Annotated in this window: 21 protein-coding genes; 6 read left to right on the top strand and 15 right to left on the bottom strand. The window is 43.4% G+C overall.

What is annotated here, in order from left to right:
* Positions 1-210: 210 nt before the first annotated feature.
* The 3 genes from P4361_RS13135 to P4361_RS13145 all read right to left on the bottom strand — a co-directional run bounded on the left by P4361_RS13135 (position 211) and on the right by P4361_RS13145 (position 6,155).
* Positions 211-3,894: a dynamin family protein gene (locus P4361_RS13135; protein WP_328089702.1), complete on the bottom strand. Its 3,684-nt coding sequence runs from the start codon at positions 3,892-3,894 to the stop codon at positions 211-213.
* A gap of 110 nt (positions 3,895-4,004) precedes the next feature.
* The gene (locus P4361_RS13140) at positions 4,005-4,556 is read right to left on the bottom strand and encodes a GNAT family N-acetyltransferase (RefSeq protein WP_328089703.1); all 552 of its coding nucleotides are present in this window, start codon (positions 4,554-4,556) and stop codon (positions 4,005-4,007) included.
* Positions 4,557-4,649: 93 nt separating this feature from the next.
* On the bottom strand, positions 4,650-6,155 hold the full coding sequence (locus P4361_RS13145) for a DEAD/DEAH box helicase (protein ID WP_053354364.1): 1,506 nt from the start codon (positions 6,153-6,155) through the stop codon (positions 4,650-4,652).
* Positions 6,156-6,547: 392 nt separating this feature from the next.
* Here P4361_RS13145 and P4361_RS13150 point away from each other — a divergent pair, with 392 nt between their 5' ends.
* Entirely contained in the window at positions 6,548-7,957 is a 1,410-nt protein-coding gene (locus P4361_RS13150; RefSeq protein WP_328089704.1) for a Na+/H+ antiporter NhaC family protein, read from the top strand.
* Here the strand turns inward: P4361_RS13150 and P4361_RS13155 are convergent.
* Together P4361_RS13155 and asd are read right to left on the bottom strand one after the other, a co-directional pair.
* Complete coding sequence (locus tag P4361_RS13155) at positions 7,954-8,589, bottom strand: uracil-DNA glycosylase family protein (protein ID WP_328089705.1); 636 nt, start codon at positions 8,587-8,589, stop codon at positions 7,954-7,956. The genes P4361_RS13150 and P4361_RS13155 overlap by 4 nt on opposite strands.
* An 83-nt stretch (positions 8,590-8,672) precedes the next feature.
* Complete coding sequence (gene asd / locus P4361_RS13160; protein WP_328089707.1) at positions 8,673-9,500, bottom strand: archaetidylserine decarboxylase; 828 nt, start codon at positions 9,498-9,500, stop codon at positions 8,673-8,675.
* Between the two features lie 172 nt (positions 9,501-9,672).
* Here asd and P4361_RS13165 point away from each other — a divergent pair, with 172 nt between their 5' ends.
* A complete protein-coding gene (locus tag P4361_RS13165) occupies positions 9,673-9,960 on the top strand; it encodes a HesB/YadR/YfhF family protein (RefSeq protein WP_053354368.1) in 288 nt (95 codons plus the stop codon).
* Between the two features lie 20 nt (positions 9,961-9,980).
* On the opposite strand, the gene P4361_RS13170 is transcribed toward P4361_RS13165, so the two are convergent.
* From P4361_RS13170 to acnA, 7 genes are all read right to left on the bottom strand, one after another.
* Positions 9,981-10,301 (bottom strand): hypothetical protein, encoded by a 321-nt coding sequence (locus P4361_RS13170; RefSeq protein WP_256226820.1) that lies wholly within the window; start codon positions 10,299-10,301, stop codon positions 9,981-9,983.
* Positions 10,302-10,303: 2 nt separating this feature from the next.
* On the bottom strand, positions 10,304-10,732 hold the full coding sequence (locus tag P4361_RS13175) for an acyl-CoA thioesterase (protein WP_091005574.1): 429 nt from the start codon (positions 10,730-10,732) through the stop codon (positions 10,304-10,306).
* A gap of 138 nt (positions 10,733-10,870) precedes the next feature.
* Positions 10,871-11,092 carry a small acid-soluble spore protein Tlp gene (gene tlp / locus P4361_RS13180; RefSeq protein WP_053354371.1) on the bottom strand — a complete coding sequence of 74 codons (222 nt, stop codon included), beginning with the start codon at positions 11,090-11,092 and terminating at the stop codon, positions 10,871-10,873.
* Between the two features lie 65 nt (positions 11,093-11,157).
* Positions 11,158-11,667: a hypothetical protein gene (locus P4361_RS13185; RefSeq protein ID WP_091005571.1), complete on the bottom strand. Its 510-nt coding sequence runs from the start codon at positions 11,665-11,667 to the stop codon at positions 11,158-11,160.
* 162 nt (positions 11,668-11,829) lie between these two features.
* On the bottom strand, positions 11,830-11,970 hold the full coding sequence (locus P4361_RS13190) for an acid-soluble spore protein N (RefSeq protein WP_053354373.1): 141 nt from the start codon (positions 11,968-11,970) through the stop codon (positions 11,830-11,832).
* 70 nt (positions 11,971-12,040) lie between these two features.
* Positions 12,041-12,169 carry an FbpB family small basic protein gene (locus P4361_RS13195; protein ID WP_082316242.1) on the bottom strand — a complete coding sequence of 43 codons (129 nt, stop codon included), beginning with the start codon at positions 12,167-12,169 and terminating at the stop codon, positions 12,041-12,043.
* A gap of 112 nt (positions 12,170-12,281) precedes the next feature.
* Complete coding sequence (gene acnA / locus P4361_RS13200; RefSeq protein WP_328089708.1) at positions 12,282-15,011, bottom strand: aconitate hydratase AcnA; 2,730 nt, start codon at positions 15,009-15,011, stop codon at positions 12,282-12,284.
* Between the two features lie 268 nt (positions 15,012-15,279).
* Here acnA and P4361_RS13205 point away from each other — a divergent pair, with 268 nt between their 5' ends.
* Both P4361_RS13205 and sspO read left to right on the top strand, forming a co-directional pair.
* Complete coding sequence (locus tag P4361_RS13205; protein ID WP_053354375.1) at positions 15,280-15,471, top strand: DUF378 domain-containing protein; 192 nt, start codon at positions 15,280-15,282, stop codon at positions 15,469-15,471.
* Between the two features lie 89 nt (positions 15,472-15,560).
* On the top strand, positions 15,561-15,737 hold the full coding sequence (sspO, locus tag P4361_RS13210; protein WP_062231999.1) for a small acid-soluble spore protein O: 177 nt from the start codon (positions 15,561-15,563) through the stop codon (positions 15,735-15,737).
* A gap of 1 nt (position 15,738) precedes the next feature.
* Here sspO and P4361_RS13215 read toward each other — a convergent pair whose 3' ends face one another.
* Positions 15,739-15,993, bottom strand: coding sequence for a hypothetical protein (locus tag P4361_RS13215; protein WP_053354376.1), 255 nt, complete (start codon positions 15,991-15,993; stop codon positions 15,739-15,741).
* Between the two features lie 80 nt (positions 15,994-16,073).
* On the opposite strand from P4361_RS13215, the gene P4361_RS13220 reads away from it, so the two are divergent.
* The gene (locus tag P4361_RS13220; protein ID WP_062231995.1) at positions 16,074-16,214 is read left to right on the top strand and encodes a small acid-soluble spore protein P; all 141 of its coding nucleotides are present in this window, start codon (positions 16,074-16,076) and stop codon (positions 16,212-16,214) included.
* 31 nt (positions 16,215-16,245) lie between these two features.
* Here P4361_RS13220 and selA read toward each other — a convergent pair whose 3' ends face one another.
* The gene (selA, locus tag P4361_RS13225; protein ID WP_256226815.1) at positions 16,246-17,631 is read right to left on the bottom strand and encodes an L-seryl-tRNA(Sec) selenium transferase; all 1,386 of its coding nucleotides are present in this window, start codon (positions 17,629-17,631) and stop codon (positions 16,246-16,248) included.
* 93 nt (positions 17,632-17,724) lie between these two features.
* On the opposite strand from selA, the gene selD reads away from it, so the two are divergent.
* Positions 17,725-18,783 carry a selenide, water dikinase SelD gene (gene selD / locus P4361_RS13230; protein WP_265407596.1) on the top strand — a complete coding sequence of 353 codons (1,059 nt, stop codon included), beginning with the start codon at positions 17,725-17,727 and terminating at the stop codon, positions 18,781-18,783.
* A 28-nt stretch (positions 18,784-18,811) separates the two neighbouring features.
* Here selD and selB read toward each other — a convergent pair whose 3' ends face one another.
* A complete protein-coding gene (gene selB, locus P4361_RS13235) occupies positions 18,812-20,710 on the bottom strand; it encodes a selenocysteine-specific translation elongation factor (RefSeq protein WP_328089709.1) in 1,899 nt (632 codons plus the stop codon).
* Positions 20,711-20,792 lie beyond the last annotated feature (82 nt).

Below are 20,792 nucleotides of genomic sequence, written 5' to 3' on the forward strand. Positions count from 1 at the left end.
CAAAACAGCTTTCAAAGACCTTAGTCAATCGTATAAGACAAGAGCTGAAGGCCTGGGAAATGAAGCGGAAACAGCAGAAGCTGACAAACAGTTCAGTGCTTTTGCCGAAAAAGTAAATACAATCCATAAAAAATTAGGATTGATTGAAGCAAGCTTTGTCAGTGAGATCCAATAAGAGCAAAAGGAAACCGTCTAAACGGTTTCCTTTTTTTATAATTGATTCAGTTCCAGTAGGCTTTTCTTCATCGTTTCCAGAAGTCCGGGAGTTTCAAGCGCTTTAAGCAGCCCTTCATAATAAAGGACAGCTTCTCCTTTTCTACGGCTGATTTCGGAATGCACAGAATCATTAAATGCTGAAAGATAATACGTATAGAACACTCCTGCACTATCATCCACAAAAGTTTGAACCGGGTTTTCCATCATGGTGTACATCTTTTCCATGATGTTTTTCTTTCCCCCTTCTTCAAAGAAATGACGTGCATTCTTAAATTCTTTAAGAATCGTTTCTTTTCCCTCGGCCTCGTGAAGCTTCGTTTCAATTTCAAGGCTCTTGAACTGAAAATCCTCTTTTTCCATGTGATACTCCGGACCATTAAACCTTTTCAATGCCTGATCCATTTCCTCATGCATCTCACTGAGCAAGTAAAGAATGTATTTCTCTACCCTGAGCATGGTTGCCCTCGATTCCTGCTGCAGATCAAATTGAATCCTCTGATGCAGTTCTTTCCAGCTTTCAGGCAAAGCGTTCTTTTGTTCTTTTACCGATCCTGTGATCACAGAAGAGTTGAATGCCTCATTAAAAAATTCGGTAAACCGAAGCATAACTCTTTGTTTTACATAAAACAGCAGCTCATTGATCTCTTTTTGCAGAAGCTCTTCTTTTTGCTGCAGAGAATAGCCTTCCATCGTTTGCAGCACGTTCGTCCATGTATTTTTAAGCTCTTGTGTCTTTCTTTCACGGTCCTTTTGACTGGAGGCTGCTTCGTCGATCAGCCGCTCCAGCATAAACTTGGATTGCTGGAATTGGTTAATCGCTGAATTCACCAGCACATCTGCAAGGTCTTCTTTTAAGAAGGACATAAAGGCGTTCATGAACGGCAGGAATCCTGTCCGCTGCAATAGTTCCTGCCCTTGTAACTCTTGGTATTTGCTTCCGAGCCGGTTTCGTTCCTCCTGAGACAGTTCATCCGTTGGTTTTTGTCCCAGCAATGAAAAATAGCTCGACATCGGATACAGCTTTGGATGTCTAATCCCGAACCGGCGCAAATTATCACCGACGTGTTCCACAACATCGATGAGCTCTTCACTATCCTTCGCCAGATCTGAAGCATTGATCACGAAGAACATTTTATCCAGTTCAAAGGTGTCTTTGACACGTCCGAGCTGGATCAGAAACTCACGGTCAGCGGCTGAGAATGCATGGTTATAATAGGTTACATAAAGTATGGCGTCTGATTTTTTTATAAATTCAAAAGCGACGTTCGTATGGCGGGCATTGATGGAGTCAGCTCCCGGTGTATCCACCAATGTCACCCCCATCTTTGTCAGCGCACAATCATAATAGACCGATACACTTTCTGTAAAACATGCCTTTTCTTCATCGGCAACGAATGCCTTAAACTCTGCAGCGGAAATAGACATTTCGGTACCCATCTGCTTTTCTATGGCACTGAACCCTCTATGGACCGCCATTAAAAATTGAAGGTGCGGACGAAGCTTATCAGAGCTTTTTCGGCTGTCAATCTGGCCCGCTGCCTGTATGGCTTCGAGAATGTTTCCTGCCTTTTTTCCAAAATGAGACAGTGACAGGTTGATCTCATCTAAAAGATCTTGTTCTTTTTTAAAATAAATGAGTGCAGTGCCGTGCTGATGCTCTTGATCAGGCGGAACAATCCTATTGATCGTGGCAGTCGTTGGATTCGGAGAAACGGGCAAGAGTTCTTCCCCGATCAGCGCATTGGCAAACGATGATTTTCCAGCAGAAAAAGCACCAAACAGCGAGACCGTAAAATCTCGGTTTAAAAGCCGTTCTGAAAAACGTTTCATATCATCAGAATGATTTTTCATCAACTCAAGCCTGGACAGGATGGCTGCTGCGGATTCAAGCTTTTCTGCTTCATCCTCAAGACGGGACGGCTCCCCGGTCTTTGCGCGGTTCACTGCTGTTTCTCCATTAAGGACGTTATCCAGTATTTCGGTTTCTTCTGAAGGATTGGCGTTTTTCTTTAAGTCTTCAACGGTAAGTTTAAAAACCTCCGCCTCTTGTGCTGCAAGAACGAGATCTGCTTCTTCCATCGCAACAGCATGGTTTTGTTCACTGTACAAGGCATCTAAAATCATGCTTTCTGTGGATATCCATTTTTGTCTCACTTCTTTTGTTTTTCGCAGTGCGGCTAAAATATTTTCCTGCTCTGAGATCAGCACCTTGTACTGTTGAATCTCTGCTTGCGCGTTTTTGTCTGTCTCAATAGTGATCTGATCAAGTTCCGGCCGGTAATGCGACATAAAAGTACGCTTGATATCTTCCACGACATCATTGCAGTATTGCAAAACATAATTGCCGTTTAATGAAGCTCCAGGCTTGATAAGAGCAGCCAGCCGGTCTGGACTCAGTACCGGCTCTTCTTTCATTACAACGGAATGTGCATGAAAGTAATCTTTAAGATGCCAGTTGATCTGTGTCTTTATGTTCTCCTGCACTGATTCATAAAAGGCATGAAGCCGTGCATTTCGTTCGGCTTCAGTTTTTTTAGAGGCGAACAGAACGCCTATTTTAAAACTATCCTGCCGGCTCTCAATGTAGTTCTTGGCAAGTTCTCTCGTCTGAAAGGGCATAAGGATAGCGTTGTCCAGGATGTCTTTAAACCGTTTCGCGGCATCCGCTTTCTTTTGTACCACATCTCTTTCCAACGTTTCCATTTTACCAAGAAAATGAACAGCTTTTTGTTCACTCGCGTTTTCTTCTTCTCCTTCAGCTGTTTCAAATGCTTCTCTATAGCGGTCTTCATCAAGGTCAAGACCAGTTTGTACCGTTTTTCTGATCAAGCGCTCAGTTTCGCTGAAGGCGTTTTCCTGAATCCATTCGTCCTTCGCCAAATAAAATTTTTGGAAGAGCGTTTTGATCTCCTGAAGCTGGTTCCCGGAATGGCTGTGATCCATGATGGTGGTAAAAAAGATCTCTTCCGGTTCAATGTCCCAGCTCTTGAATCCGCTCTTAATTTTGTTTGTAAATTCACGGAACGTGATCTCTTTTTCATTGTGTTTATCGATCTGATTCACGATCAGGTACAATTTCTTTCCCTGTTCTTTCAGCAGCCGGATAAAAGTAAAATTCAGCTGTGAAAGAACATGGTTATAATCCATGATATAAAATACGACATCTGCCATATGAAGGGCAGATTCTGTTGCAACCTTATGGGCATCATCCGTTGAATCAATGCCTGGTGTATCATAGATGGCGATTCGGTCGGGAAGAACAGTACGGTCCACATTGATTTCAATACTCTCGATCTCTTCGCCGTTCTTTGCCCATTTTTTTATCTCTGACACATCAATAGGTGGATCTACACTCACTATTCCTTTGTTTCTTAATAAGATTTTTGCTGAAGGTGTTCCATTTTGGACTTTCACCACATTTGCACTTGTTGGAATCGGGCTTGAGGGCAATATGTTTTCCCCGATGAGCTCATTGATCATGCTGGATTTACCGGCAGAAAAATGGCCGCAGAACGCGATGGCAAACTGCTGGGTTTTCACTTTTTCATACAGATCCAAGACCGCACCAGCCTCGCCCCCAGAACCGAGTTTTTTTAATTCACGGTAAGCTGCGGCAATGGATGAAGCCGCACTCTTTATTTGCTGTTCACTTTGTTCGGTGATTCCTGCTCTATTCATTGAACTCTCCACTTCTCCAATACCTTTAGTCCTCTTCACTTTACCATAATTATGTATGATTCTCTATGAATGAATCTATAAAAAGAAAACTGGGGCTGCCCAGTTTTTCGCTACTCGCTTTCTTTTTTAAGGAAACAGGCCATATACCATTCATCCTGCAGTTCTTGATTGATGATCACTTGTCCTTTTTGAACGCCTTCCACGGTAAAACCAGCTTTTTCATAAAGCCTGATGGCGATTTTGTTTTCTGAGAAGACAGTCAGCCAGATCTTATAAAGTCCGTTCTCCTTCCCCCATTGGATGGAATAGTCCATTACCTCCTTGCCTATCCCTAAACCCTGTCCTTTTGAATTAATCCACGTTCTAAACATCCCCGTATGTTTTTTCATCGTAAGTTCACCTTTAATGATACGGGCGATCCCGATCACAGTTCCCTGTTTTTCGATGGCGGTATACATATTTCCTTTCATCTGGCAGTCACTGATAAAATCTTCTTCCTCACTTTTTGTGCGGGGCCTCTCTTTTTGTAAAAATTCTCCTGCATCAACGATTTCCTTTACTGCATCAACGATCTGCCCGGCATCTTCCATAACAACAGGTCTCAAGGTTATTTTTTCACCGTTCTTGGCATTAAATGTATAGGTTGAACCGATCATTTCCATCGTTATCCCTCCTATAGCTAGTATGCCAAAATTGGTTCATTGAAACCAAAAAATAAAAAAGGAACCTGCTGATTCGCAGATTCCTTTCGTATGTTATCTTGCTTTTTTGTCTTCTCTCATGCGTTTTGGCGCACGGTATGACATGTCTCGGTTGCCGCCGCCTTGACGCTGTTTGTCACTGCGGTTGCCTCCGTTTCTTCTCTTGTCTCTTGATTCGTTGCTGCTGCCGCGCTGAGGGCGTCGGCGGTCTCCGAATCGGTTGTCACGGCGTTTTTTCACCGAAAGTGGCGGTTCGAATGTCAATTCGATCGGAGTGCTATCCGGCTCTTTAGTCAACAGTTTTAATGCTGCAGACAACAGGGATACGGAATCATGCTCTTCAAGCATTTCCATCGCTGTTTGTTTGTAGATTTGGATATCTCCGTCTTCAATCACGTTAAGAAGCTTATCAAGCGCCATGCGCTGCTGGCCTTCAATCGCCTCGTTAAGTGAAGGAACAGGACGTTTCACCATTTTACGCTTCGTGATTTTTTCAATCGTATAGAGGTGATCGATCTCACGAGGAGTGATGAACGTAACCGCATATCCTGTTCTTCCCGCACGTCCTGTACGTCCGATACGGTGAACATAGCTTTCAGGATCCTGTGGAATGTCAAAGTTATATACGTGAGAAACACCGCTGATGTCTAATCCGCGAGCTGCAACGTCAGTAGCGACAAGTACTTCAATTGTGTTGTTCTTAAACGCGCGAAGAACCATGTCACGTTTCGATTGCGGAAGGTCACCATGGATTCCTTCAGCAGAATAGCCTCTCTTGTTCAATGCTTCAGCCAATTCATCAACACGGCGCTTCGTACGGCCGAAAACGATGGCAAGCTCTGGAGATTGAATATCAAGCAATCGGGTAAGAGCATCAAACTTTTGTTTTTCTTTAACTTCTACATACTCTTGTTCAATGCTTTTAACCGTCATCTCACTTGCTTTCACACGAATGACAAGAACATCTTTCATGAAACGCTCAGCGAGCTTTTGAATCTGTTTTGGCATTGTAGCAGAGAAGAGCATCGTATGGCGCTCAGTCGGGACATTTTCAAGGATTGTTTCAATGTCTTCGATAAAGCCCATGTTCAGCATTTCATCTGCTTCATCAAGAACAACAGTATGAACGTCTTCAAGCTTTAATGTTTTTCTGTTGATATGGTCGATCACTCGACCTGGTGTACCCACAATAATATGCGGATTGTTTTTTAGTGCTTTGATCTGTCTGACGATTGATTGTCCACCATAGATCGGAAGGGTTTTAATCCCCTTATATTGGCCAATCTTGTTTAGTTCTTCACCGACCTGAACTGCGAGTTCACGTGTTGGAGCAAGAACGATTCCTTGAATTTTACGGGCTTTTACGTCGATCTTTTCGATCAACGGAATACCGAAAGCAGCGGTTTTTCCTGTTCCTGTTTGAGCCTGTCCGATAAGATCCGTTCCATTAAGAGCGGTTGGAATCGTATCACGCTGGATCGGCGTAGCTTCTTCAAAACCCATATTGTTAATTGATTTTAGCAATTCGGGACTTAAACCTAATTCACTGAATGTTGTCAATGTGTAACTGTCTCCTTTTTCGTCAAAACCATTTCCTTATACTTCCAAGTAAATCTCCTGAAATCATCTTTTACAATCTTAAAAATCACTGGTTTAGTGTTCAAAATAAAGATTATTAAACAAAGTAGGCCTTAAAAAAAGGCACATATTTAGATATAATATGCCCCTATACAGAAGTATATATAAACAGTTTTGCTTCCAATTTATTATCGAACATAACCTTAACATGACAGAAGAAATAATGCAACCTCTACATGCTGCAAACAGATCTTGCGCATACATAATAGTGTATGCCGGTAAAGCTTTGTTGGCGATTCATGAACGATCAAGAATAATTTCCCTTGAGCATCACATGATAATGATTAGTCAATCCAGATGAATCGGGGGGCATTATGAATCAAACTTGGCTGTCCATCATACCTTTTCTTGTTGTCATTCCCATAGCGGTTAAAACGAGGCAAGTTCTGCCGGGCTTATTTATCGGCTTTCTGGCGGGCTGCTACTTGTTGGAGCCTTCCCTCATCGGCGGCCTCAAAAAAATGATCACTTTTGTCATTGAGGGCTTAACCGATAAAAGCAACCTGAAAATCCTGTTGTTTCTTTATGCTTTTTCAGGACTGGTCGGCATCATTAAACTTTCAGGCGGTATTCGCGGTTTCGTAGAAGCAGCCTCTTCAAGGATTCAGACAAAAAAAGGAGCGTTGTTCTTAACTTACGTTTCTACGATCGGCACTTTCAGCGCACCCAGCTTCCGGTTCGTAACCATTGCTCCGATCATGAGGTCATTGATGAAAAAAGTAAAAATGTCTACTCAGGAATTGGGGTTTGTCATCGAAACTACAGCTACGCCGATCATTGTACTTATCCCGATCGCGACCGCTTTTGTAGGCTATATGACTTCCATTGTTGATATGGCTTTAGAGAATGAAAAGATAAAAGGCGATGCCTATTCCCTCTTTATCCAAAGCATTCCCTATAATTTTTTTTCAATTGTTATGATCATCCTTGGCATTTATTTAAGCTTTTTCCACCATTCCAGCTCACAGCCCATGAGCAGCAATGAGTCCATCGAAACTGAGGAAGATGACTGGCATAACTGTGATCCTGCTGTGTCAAAAGATCTTCCCGTCAAGCCGTGGAACTTGCTCATTCCGTTGATTATTGCCGTTTCTCTCACGTTATTCCTCACTTGGTGGGACGGGAGCAAAAAAAGTGAAGGATTTTTTAACGCCTTCATTAAAGCGGATGTACTAGATGCCATGGTGATGGCTCTTATCATCACCATATTGTTTTCGTTCTTCTACTACCGATTTCAAGGTGTGAAAACGGGGCCCCTGATGGAGGGCTTCATTGCCGGCGGAAATGAGCTGATGTCTGTTATCGTACTGCTTACCGTCGTCTGGGGCTTGTCCTCCGTGACCGACAAGCTGGGATTCTCGCGGTTTATTACCGACCATTCAGGATGGATTCCTTCCGCATTCGTGACTCCTGCTCTATTCGTTTTCGGTGCAGCAGTGTCCTATTTTATTGGTTCAGCCTGGGGAACATGGGGCATTCTGATGCCGCTCGGGATCTCCATGTCCCAAGCTGCCGGCATCTCCCTTCCTCTTGTGATCGGAGCTGTATTCGCGAGTGGAACGTTCGGAGCCTTTGCATCACCGCTCAGCGATGATACGAACACGATCGCCCGGATATTGAATCTTCCAGTCATTGATTATGCGAAATACAAACTGAAGCCCGCTCTTATTGCTGCAGGAATTACTGCCGTCCTGTATGGTGTAAGCATGCTTTTCTTTTTTTAAATGTAACCCACTGCCTCAGTAACCTCGGCTATCTGTGCACTATACCGATCCTTTGACCAGGAATTATAGGAAGGATGAGGGACATCGCTGACAACTTTCCAGTTGGAAGACTGGACATCAGCAAGCCGGAACTGTTTCTGTGCAAACCGTCCGCACGGGACGATGACCAAAGGCTGATTGACAAGTTCGGTTAACCTTTGGTTAAAATCCTGCTGCATGATTTCCTGGAAAGCATTCCATGTTTCGTCCCTGTACACATCTTTATCATTCCCCACACGGACTTTTTCTGCAGCACTCACAAATTCAGGGTGGCTATCACCCCATTTGCTATCTGGAATCGCTGCGCTCTGCAGCGGAAACGGGCAAACATTCAAGATGCCAAGATGGCAATAAGGTTTCTTATCGCTATTTTCTTTCAGCAACAATCCAAAGGGCAGGCTTTGTTTCCCTTCAAATAAAACTTTGCTTACCGACCTCCCTGAAGAACCGGCCAACGGTATATGATGTTTGATTTCCTCGCGATGCGGGGACTCCAGGATAAACAGAATTCGTACATGAGGTGATATGATGTCGGACACTGAAAAATTCGCCTTCGCCTGCTGAAATAATTGTTCCATTGTTAAGAAGCTCATGAACTTTTCCTTCCTTTCTTCTTTTATTTTTTCGCTGCTCAAGCCACTATACCCGTTTTAAAAGGATGCAAAAAAGCCCGTAATTAACGGGCTTTAATCTTTCCTATTCTTTGGCCCATTTTAACAGCTGAACCGGCTTTGACAGATGGATCGAGCTCCATTTTTCCGTTTTGAAAGATTAAGATGACGGTCGAACCGAATTCAAAATGGCCGATTTCTTCCCCTTTTTTATATCGTTCAGAGGGATGCTCCGTTTTTAGCACCTTTTTTCTTGCCCGTTTATACGGCTCGCTGTATGCCACTTGCACACTTCCGACGATGAATGCTCCGACCTTCACGATGGCGATCTCCCCTGCTTTTGTGTCAGCATAGGTGACGAGTCTTTCATTTTTCGTAAAGAGCCCTTTGACATGATTAACGCCGATATCGTTGACAGGAAACAGACGCCCCGGTATATACGTGCTCGAAGTGATTTTTCCGTCAAGCGGCATATGGATGCGGTGATAATCTTTTGGACTTAAATAGATCGTAATAAAGCTTCCTTCTTCAAAGTCCTCTTTCTCCTCACCCAATAAAGAATGAACCGAATAATCGATTCCTTTCGCCTGGATGATCGTCCCCTTTTGAATTCGTCCAAACTGAGATACCACTCCGTCAACCGGAGAAATGATCGAGTCAGCCGAATTATCAATCGGGCGCGCATTGATCTTTAATTTTCTTGAAAAAAATTCAGTAAGGTGCTTATAGTCCTGTATTGGTTTTTCAATTTCTGATAAGTTAATGTCATACATTTTGGCATATGGTTTAACATACCATTTGCTCATTTTTGTTCTTCCCAAGGAACCGGCAATACGGGAGATCCCATTTTGCGGAAGCATGGAAATAAAAACCTTTGCTACTCTATGTTTCACACTATTGTCCCCTTATATGTTACCTGTATTTCTGTCCGGTATGTATCGATATTATTATAACATGTTTCATTTAAAACAAAATTCTTTATTTGATGAGAGGCTTCAGCTATAGTAGCAATGATGAGGAATGGAATGTTACAATCATGCTCTCAAGGAGGTTTTACTTACTACTATGAAGATGAACATTACGGACTCTGCTGTTGCATGGTATAAGAACGAAATGGAAATAAAAACGGGAGATTTTGTGCGTTTTTTTGTGAGGCTCGGCGGCTGCAGTACAGTCCAGAGCGGCTTTTCACTGGGAGTTGCAAAAGAACAGCCGAAAGAAGCAGGTTCTGAAGTTCAGAAGGATGGAATTACATTCTACGTTGAACGAGATGACATGTGGTATTTCGATGATCATAACCTGAACATCGACGTGGATGAAGACGGTCAAACGATCGATTTTCAGTATGAATAAACAAATGTGAGGAATCGTGATTACCGATTCCTCTTTTCTGTCTTTTTTATCAGCCTTTCTACCTGATCCATTTTGTTTTCTGCCCGAAGAATTGCTGTTTGCCTGTGCCCCATCAGATCAAAGTGGGGATAGCCATGACGGTGATGGATCCATTCTTTCTTTAGGCCATACTTCTTACCCCATTCTTCTAAGGCTATCAGATCTGAACAGCCAACCTTCGTGACCGTTTTCATATCAGGAAAGCGGGGATCATACCAAAAATGAGTAATAAAAGCAATTTTGCCGCTGGCCGCTTGTTTCTTCCAATTGTTCAGCTCTTGTCTTGCTAAACCGAATGCCATGATTATCCCTGCTTTTGTTTTTTCTGTGCTTCATAAGCCTGATGCCAATCCGGAAAAACTTTTTTAATTGAAATGGGACGAAATGAATCTTTTTTGACACAAACATGTGTCGAATTCCCAGTCACACACAGCTCATCTTTGGAATTTCTGATTTCATAACCGTATTTTACCTTCAGTCCTGTATATTCATCCACCCATGTGAAAATCTTGGCCTGATCGCCATATGTTAGAGGCTTCTTATAATTGGCATGGATCTCAGTGACTGGAGATAAAATTCCATCCTTCTCCATCTGTGCATAACTGAATCCGAGATCTTCAATAAATGCCGTCCGGCCAATCTCAAACCAAATTAAGTAATTGGCATGATAGACGACACCCATTTGATCTGTTTCTGCATACCTTACGTCCACTTTTGCTTCTGAAACTAACATGTTCTGTCATCACCTGTCTTATATTTTCCTTTATCCGCCATTCCAATAAAGTGTAACACAGTAAAGGTGCACGGCTGAAGCAATATGCAAAAAACCCCCTATCGCAACGAATGTTACAGCAGGGGGCGGTTCTTTTATCTATTGGTTATTGCGGTAAGATTGCTCATCTTCAATCTCGCTCTGAAACGATTGAATGCTTTCTTCTCTTCTCTCGTTCTTGTTCTTGATCTGTTCTTTTTGCTGGGAAGTCATATCTGTATTCTGAACAGATTCATTTGCTTCCTGAATGTTTTGCTGCGTATTTTCTACCATCTGCTGCAGCCTTTCAACATTATTGCTTCTGTCGTCTGGTTTAGCCATCGGGATTCCCTCCTCTAAATTTGAATCAAACATAGTTTGTATCAAAGAGGAAAAAATATTCCGGGCTAATTTCTGTTCATAATGATTGGCGAATGATGTTCGATGCTGAGCTCGCATAATTCTTTAAAAGCGTTCCAGCAATCCACCACTTCCTTGTCCTCCAGGTTCTGCATGGTAATACCGAGCCAATTAAGCTCTTCCGCAAGCCTGACTGAGGAACCAATCCAAATTTTTTTATTTTTCACCGTTATGAAGAATGGCTCTTCAAACCGGAACGGGAGATAGAACCCTTCCACATTCGGATGCATGATAATGTGCTGATAGACTGTGCCTTTTGTTAATTTTGCATAAAGCAAAAGGACACCGTCGCTTTTAGCGGCAGCTTTTTTAAGTTTATTTATGATTGAGTCAGGCCCAATCTCAACCGATCCTATTTCATTTCCCCAATTTAATTCTTCACGAAAAGGAACAAGATGACCGAGACGCTGCATCTGTAATTCAAGCTCCCGATATAAAACGTCCTGATCTTCCTTCTTGGTTGAGACAGGCAATGGTTTCACTTCTGCAGTTATCAACCGTACCCCTCCTATTTCTCATCTACTACATACTTCGCTAAATATGTTGATTTATATGGTGGTAGTGAACAAAACAAGAAGGAAATGCCAGGGTTTTCTTTCGGAAAATGGCAAAAAAGAGGTTCTATCGCTGACGTGCAGGCAATAGAACCTCTTTTTTATTCAGCCTTTTGTGGGCACATAATCAGGATGTTCATTGCCTTTGTTGGCCATTTGTTTTCCCTTATTGCCTTTTCCTTCTCTTGGCTGTGTCCCCAGATGGCTGGGTACAAAGGATTGCGGATGTCTTTTCGGGTTGCTCATATTTATCTGCCTCCTTCATTACATAATATTTACTCAAAATAAAAAAAGAAACAGGAACTTCCTGTCTCCATTAGGCTTTTTTTGTATGCTTTTCTTCAAGTTTCTTCTCAATTCGTTCCATGGCTTCCTGATCGCCCAGCAGTTCCCTCTTGTTTTCTCTGACCAGGTCCTTAAACGAGATGTGTCTGTTCTTCCTCAAAATCATCACTCCATCATCCATATTCTGTTACTGTTATGGACAGGAAAAAATGTTATTATTCAAATTTCAGAAAAATAAAAAAGCCCTCCCAAAGGAGAGCTTCAATATTCATTTAGTTTTGAGGCTGTTTGTTGGAAATTTTGTTGCGAAGAACCATTGGAAGAATTCCTCCATGGCGGTAGTAGTCAATCTCTACTTCACTGTCGAAGCGTGCGATGACTTCAAACTCAATTTTTGATCCTTCTTCAGTCACGGCCGTAACCTTAATTACGTCACGCGGCTTTACATTCTCATCAACTTGTACAGTAAAGGATTCCTTTCCTGTAAGACCGAACGTTTCTGCAGTTTCGCCTTCTTTGAATTGAAGAGGAAGCACACCCATCAACACGAGGTTGCTGCGGTGGATCCGTTCAAAACTTTCAGCAAGAACCGTTTGGATACCAAGAAGGTTTGTACCTTTTGCTGCCCAGTCACGAGAACTTCCCATTCCGTAATCTTTCCCGGCAATGACCATTAAGCCTGTGTTGTTTTCTTTATATTTCATTGCAGCTTTATAGATGCTCATTACTTCATTTTTCGGCCAGTATGTTGTCCAGCCGCCTTCTGTTCCAGGTGCGATCTGGTTGCGGATACGAATGTTGGCGAACGTTCCGCGCATCATCACTTCATGGTTACCGCGGCGTGAACCATAAGAGTTAAACTCGCGAGGCTCTACACCGTTTCTGATCAAATATTTTCCTGCTGGAGAATCTTTAGCGATTGCACCTGCTGGAGAAATGTGGTCAGTTGTAACTGAATCACCGAACTTCGCGATCAGGCGAAGATCTTTCAGCGGCTGAATTTCTTTCAAGTCAGCAGAAAGTTCTTCAAAGAACGGCGGATTTTGAATGTAGGTTGAGTTTGCATCCCAGCTGTAAAGCTTTTCAGCACTTGTTTTTAATGCGTTCCAGCGAGCGTTCTCATCAAAAACACTTTCGTATTCTTTTTTGAACACTTCCGGTGTAACCGCTTGGTTCATCGCTTCTTTAATCTCAGCAGAAGAAGGCCAGATATCTTTGAAATAAACATCGTTGCCTTCACTGTCTTTGCCAAATGAATCATTTTGAAGATCGATGTTTACCGTTCCCGCAAGCGCGTATGCCACAACAAGCGGAGGAGAAGCGAGATAGTTCGCTTTTACCAGCGGATGGATTCGTCCTTCAAAGTTACGGTTTCCTGAAAGTACAGAGGTAACCGTAAGATCATTTTTAGCGATGCCTTGTTCTACCTCTAGAGATAGTGGGCCGGAGTTACCGATACAAGTCGTACATCCGTATCCGACAAGGTTAAAGCCTAATTGGTCAAGGTAAGACATAAGTCCTGCTTTTTCTAAATATCCTGTAACAACTTTTGATCCAGGAGCAAGAGATGTTTTCACATAAGCTGGAACTTTAAGTCCTTTTTCAATGGCTTTTTTTGCAAGAAGCCCGGCACCAAGCATTACATATGGGTTAGATGTGTTTGTACAGCTTGTGATCGCAGCGATAGCAACTGCTCCCGTTTTCAAGACAGATGTTTCTCCGCTCGGATGCTTCACTTTAACTTCCTTGTTGATCTCTTCGTCTGTTAAACCGAATCCTGCGTTGCCTTGTGGAGAAACAAGCGCTTTATTAAAAGCTTCTTTCATCTTAGACAGCGGAATCAAGTCTTGAGGGCGTTTAGGACCGGAAAGATTGGATTCAATTTGTGTTAAATCGATTTCAACTACGTCAGTGAAGATCGGATCTTCAACTCCCGGTGTGTAGAATAAGCCATTTGCTTTGCTGTATTCTTCAACAAGGGTGATCTGCTCTTCACTTCTTCCAGTAAGCCGAAGATAGTTTAGCGCTTCTTGGTCTACAGGGAAGAATCCGCAAGTCGCGCCATACTCAGGCGCCATGTTGGAGATCGTGGCACGGTCTGCCAACGGCATTTCCGCAAGCCCAGGTCCAAAGAATTCAACAAACTTGCCGACTACTTTCTTTTCGCGCAGAACTTGTGTCACTTTTAACGCAAGGTCAGTTGCGGTTGCACCGTCAGGAAGTTCACCTACAAGCTTCACGCCGATTACTTCAGGTACTGGGAAATAAGATGGCTGTCCAAGCATTCCAGCTTCTGCTTCAATTCCGCCGACACCCCATCCTAATACACCAAGACCATTGATCATTGTTGTGTGGGAGTCCGTTCCAACAAGTGAATCAGGGAAAGCTTCAAGTTCCCCTTCTACTTCGTGGCTTTGCACGACAGAAGCAAGATACTCAAGGTTTACCTGATGGACAATTCCTGTAGCAGGCGGCACCGCACGATAGTTATCGAACGCGGACTGAGCCCAGCTTAACAGCTTATAGCGCTCTTCGTTTCGTTCAAATTCAAGGTTCATGTTTACATTTAAAGAATCAGCTGTTCCATATTTATCAACCTGTACAGAGTGGTCAACTACAAGGTCAACCGGAATGTCAGGGTTAATTTGAGCAGGGTCTCCACCCATATCTTTCATGGCTTTTCTAAGAGAAGCCAAGTCAACAACAGCAGGCACACCCGTAAAATCCTGCAGGATTACACGTGACGGCTTGAAAGGAACATCGATATTCTTAAGTTCTGGAGTTCCCCATTTCGCTAGGTTCTCAATATGTTCTTTTAGAATTACTCTGCCGTCATGCTGCCTTAAAACGGATTCAAGCAAAATTTTAACGGAGTACGGCAATTTAGAAACGTTGCCCACACCCGCTTCTTCGAGTGCATTCAGTCGATAGTAGTTGTACGTTTTTCCATTTGCGCTAAATGATGAACGCGCTTTAAAAATGTCATTTTGTTGTTTAGTCATAACTCCACTCTCCTCCTTCAAACCAATCATACACCAAACAAGAGAAAAATTGTCGAAAAGTTGCACATATACTGCAAAATTCTCTCTTTACTCATTCTACAATTTCCTTCCCTTACCTATCATACGAAAGTGCTTTCAATAAGTAAATAACAGATATGTTATTAAACAATATAAGAAAATCTTATGTTCGTTTCCATTCACCAAAGATTTGCGTTTTCGTATGATATAGAGACTTAAATAACTCTCTTGGGAAAGGAGCTGAGGACACATGGCTATTCTAAAACAGCTTGCTACACTTCTTGCAATTATCGGAGCACTGAACTGGGGTCTGATTGGTTTATTTGATTTTAACGTAGTTACCGCAATTTTTGGAAGCGGTTCCGCATTAACGCAAATCATTTATGTATTGGTTGGCTTAAGCGGTCTCTGGCTGCTTGTCGACTGGTTCAGGAAAAAATAGTCTGTTCTTTTATAAAAAGCACTCCAGAATTAGGGAGTGCTTTTTTTCTTTGTTCTGCACACACTAAAGGAACAAGGGGGGTGGATCTTATGGCAAAAGCAAAAGGGAAGGCGAATCATATCCGTCCGGGAATGAATGCAGCTAAAGCTCAAGGCGGCGGCGCAGGATACGAGACAGAATTTGGCAACGAACAGCTTCACGCTTCCAACGAACCTTTGACAGAGGCACAGAAACAGAACAATAAAAAGACAAAAAAACGAAAATAAATCAGCTGTTATATTGTGAAATAAACCCTTGGAGCTCTGAACGGTACTGCTCGAGCTGCTGTCTTTGATGTTCAGAGGACACTTCGAGTGCATTATCGATCTGCTGCAGTGCTTCTTCTGCTTCTTTTTTCAGTTCTTTTACCCTTCTGCCATAATCGGCAGCTTGGGTTTGAATGAGCTGATTTGCAGAAACTGCCTGAGAATATCCTTTTTCTGCATCTTGAAAAGCCTGTTGTTTATCTTTGTGATACGGCATTGTTCTTTCTCCTTTGTTTGATGTCATAATGTCTTTACTATGCCAAAACAAAGAATAATTTATTCAATACGGAGGGTCTTATGACAGAGCATAATAGGTTTGATGATATTCGCAAAAATGCCCCAAAAGGTCAAAATCCAGGACAGCCTGAACCGCTGAGCGGATCAAAAAAAGTGAAAAACAGAAACCACACCCGCCAGAAGCACGGCGGAAAAATGTAATTCCTCTAAAAGCCAACCTAAGCGTTGGCTTTTAGTTTAGGTTTAAGAACGTTTGAATCAGAGCCTTTTCATCCGTTTCATCCAAAGTCCTCGGATCGATGACACATTTATTGTTTCTTACCGTTACGATCACAGGAACTCTCTGCTTTCTTAACTTCTCCGCAAGCTCAGAGGGTGACAGATTACGATCCGTTACTTCTATTATATAGGCAGGCAATAGCACATCCGGCATCGTTCCGCCTCCCGGCATGGAAAACCCTTTTTTCACCGTACAATTGAACGTGCCTTCCAGCTTTCTTGCAATCCTTCCGGCCTGTGTCTGAATTTCCTCCTGTGTTCTCAGCATGTCCCGGATAACAGGAATCTCTTTCGCCTTCTCATCATTATGATAAGCGAGCAAAGTGGCTTCCAGAGCAGCAAGTGTAAGTTTATCTACACGAAGCACCCTCGCAAGCTGATGGTTTTTTAATACGGTTATTAATTCCTTCTTTCCAGCGATAATCCCCGCTTGAGGGCCGCCAAGCAATTTATCCCCGGAAAAAGAGATCAGGTCAATTCCTGCCTGAACGGCTGGCTTTATCTCAGGTTCGTCTCCGATCTTATACCGCGAGAACGGAAAGAGCGATCCGCTCCCCATATCCTCATATAAAATAAGTCCCGGATTTTTTTCTTTCAATTTCAGCAGTTCGATTGCAGGAATACTTTTTGTAAAGCCACTCATTTTGAAATTGCTGCTATGGACTTTCATAATCATAGCCGTTTCACTTGTGATCGCTCGTTCATAATCTGCCATATGCGTTTTATTAGTCGTGCCCACTTCAATCAGGCGGGCACCGCTTTCTTCCATGATGGATGACACTCGAAAGGAGCCGCCAATCTCCACAAGCTCTCCCCGCGAAACGATAACTTCTTTCTCTTTCGCTAAAACATTCAGGATAAAATAAACGGCTGCGGCATTATTGTTTACCACCAATGCCGCTTCACTGCCAGTGATGGATGTGATCTGCTTCTCAATAACCTCATTCCGAGATCCTCTCGATCCCTCTTCAAGATTGTATTCAAGGTTCGTATAGGAAGACGCAGCCTCGGCCACCCTTTCTGCGGCAGCTCTGCTCAGCCTTGCCCTCCCTAGATTCGTATGTAAAACAACACCTGTTGCATTGATTACTTTCTTCAACAAATAGGGACCTTCTTCGTAAAGCCTGCGGCTGACTGCTTCACATACCCGGGATAGTAGTTCTGTATTTTCAGCTTTTCCATTATAGCTGCCCTTCAGTATGGCTTCCCGGAGATTACTGATTTCTTCCTGAACCCATCGTGTAATTATTTCTGCCGGAACTTCCAATTTCTCCGCCTGCCAATCTTTGGCCTGTAGAACAGCATTCACAGCAGGCAATCTCCTCAACTTTTCCTTCACGTTCCTGCTCCTTTCTTCTTTCTCTTTTTTTAATTGTACTTTTTCGCACTTCGCCTCAAAAATGTTTATACTACATTTAAGGAGGTGGAGTTCATGACAAGCCAGGATAAAATCCGTTTGACCCAGTTTTCAACCAAAGGCGGCTGAGGCTGCAAAATCGGTCCCGAGGACCTGGCACAAGTTTTGTGCCATTTACCAGAAAGAGAAGCTGACCCTAACTTGATCGTCGGCCTGGAAACTTCTGATGATGCAGGAGTATACAAACTGAGTGAAGAAGTTGCCATGATTCAAACCGTAGATTTCTTTACACCCATTGTAGATGATCCGTATATGTTCGGACAAATTGCTGCAGCCAATGCTTTAAGTGATGTATATGCGATGGGCGGCACCCCAAAAACCGTCTTAAATATTGTCGGTTTTCCGCTAAAAAAATTGGGCCATGAAGTATTAGCGGAGATTCTAAAAGGCGCGGCCGACAAAGTGCAAGAGGCTGGTGCTCTTATCGTTGGAGGACATTCCATCGATGATCAGGAGCCAAAATTCGGCTTATCTGTTACAGGCTTTGCCCACCCGGCGCAGATCTACAAAAATGTAGGATTAAAGCCCGGCGATGCTCTTATTCTTACAAAACCGATCGGAATCGGCATTCAGACAACCGCCATCAAGCAGAACCGTTTGAATGAGGGGCAAGTCCGGTATGTTTCGGAGATCATGGCCACATTGAACAAAACCGCGGCAGAATGCCTTGCTAACTATCAGCCTAATGCTGTGACCGATGTGACCGGATTTGGTTTGCTGGGACACGCCAGTGAGATGGCTAAAGGCAGTGAATCAGTTTCGGTCGCTCTCTCTTATTCCAGAACACCGGTCGTCGAAGGAACAGAAGCACTTGCCATGCAGGGAGTCGTCCCAGGCGGCACGAAAGCGAACCATCAATGGATTGAAGATTTGATCAGGTATGATGAGTCGCTGACAGAAACACAGCAATGGATATTATGTGATGCTGTTACGTCCGGCGGATTATTAGTCAGTCTGCCGGAGAACCAGGCCGATGCTTATCTTAGAGATCTGCATAGCGCAGGATTAAAGCAAGCAGCAAAGATCGGCAGTGTTACTGAACGAAAAGAAAGATTGATCATCATTGAACCTTAAAAAAACTCCGATTACTCCGGAGTTTTTTTCATGCCTTATTCCATCTTCTATGATCACCTGCACGTTCTGTATATCCCAGCTGATCCAGTAATTCAAGAAACGGAATAAGAAATTTCCTGGATACCTTCAATGCCGTTTTTGCTTCCTGTATGGAAAAGGACGGTGCACAGTTCTCCTTTAATGTCTTCATATGCAAATTCAGGGCTTTGCTGTGGATCAGCCTGTCTCCCCCTGCTTGCACAGCCTGGCCTGTGCGTCGCAAATAGGATAAGATGTCCAGTCGCATTCCTTTCGGCAGTCCAGCCTGTTCGTAAAGCTGATCAAAAGGATCTGACTCAATTCCCTGCTGAAACAGCCTTTGCTCCAACTGTTGGTAACGCACTTTCCATTGATTTGGAATCTCCGGCTGAAAATTGCTTTTTGCGATCAGATTCTGATTTTGCCGCAATGCAGCTTCATGGAGCAGTTCTTTTAAAACATATTCAATCAGCAAGGCAGGATATCCTTTTAGCCGCTGTAGAAGTTCGGCTTTATCCAACCCTTCCCGCAAAGGATATAGCTGATGAAAGCGAGCTGCTTCTTCTACGATCCTGTTTTTTATCTCCGAAACCCTCTCTGACAGTGCATATTGTTCTGAAGAAACCTCTTTGATGTGCTTTTCAGCCAGTAAACGCTGTAGATGGCCAGACAGAACGGCAGGGATGCCCGTCAATTTTGCCATCTCATCCACGTGCAGCAAATGATGTGATTGCAGGTGACGGATGATCCATTCTTCTGGAGCACCCTCTTTTTTCTCCTTCAGGAATGCAACAGTCTCCTCTCCAAACCGGTATTTTCCACCATTTGGATCGATCACTTCTCCGCCGCCGATCGTTTCTTCAGGAGAAGGACGCCTCAAAATGAACCGGTCACCCCGCTTGGCTATGACCGGGTGGACTAACCGAACCTGACAATAAGCAGCTCCCGCTTTTTCAGTAGATTCGTTTCTGTCAAAGAATACGATCTTACCCATGATTTCTGTAGTTCCTATGTAAAATTTGATGAGCTGGCGCTGCTTGATCTTCTTATGATTCTTGGTTAACAGCAGCATGATGTCCAATGTATCCGTAACTTGATACTCTCCTGGAGAAAAAAGAACATGCCCTCTTTTAACATCCTCATGCTTGATCCCCGTGACATTCAGGGCGGCCCTTTGTCCCGCCAGGGCATAATCCACTTGTCTGTTGTGTATCTGCAGCTGCCTTACTTTTACTATATCTCCGCCCGGCTCCATTTGCAGTGTGTCACCGACAGAGGCGGAACCTTCTAGAATCGTTCCTCTTACAACCGTTCCTTGTCCTGCTACAGTAAACGAATGGTCGATCGGCAGCCGAAATGGACCGCAGACATTTTTAGCGGTTACGTTTTCCGCCATGCCGAGGAGTTCCAACTTCAGTTCTTCCAACCCTGTTCCTGAAAAGCTGTCGATAAAATGAACAGAATGGTTAAGGAACGAGAAGCTCTTCATCATCTCTTCGATCTCTTCGAGGAGCAATGACTTCCATTCTTCATTAACCTTATCTGCCTTGGAAACTGCACAAACTAGATCCGTGATTCCCAGAAATTGAAGAATTTCAAGATGCTCAACGGTTTGCGGCATAATTCCTTCATCTGCTGCAATCACAAGGATGACCATATCAATTCCTGCTGAGCCAGCAATCATCTGGCGGATGAACCGTTCATGCCCAGGAACATCAATGATAACTGATTGGATTCCATCACCGAGGTAAAAATGAGCGATCCCGGGTTCAATTGTAATGCCTCGCTCTTTTTCCTCTTTTAACGTATCAGTATCCACGCCGCTCAACGCCTTCGTCAGTGCTGTTTTCCCATGGTCAATATGGCCGGCAATTCCAATCGTAATATGCTGTGCTCCGATCGCAGACACCTCCCTGTATTTTCTCTTTTCTTATCATATCGTACCATTTTATTTGCAGACAGGCTTCTGCGGTGAAGCTTTATTCGGGTGA

The organism is Fictibacillus sp. B-59209, from assembly GCF_036216745.1.
Classification (GTDB): Bacteria; Bacillota; Bacilli; order Bacillales; family Fictibacillaceae; genus Fictibacillus_C; species Fictibacillus_C marinisediminis.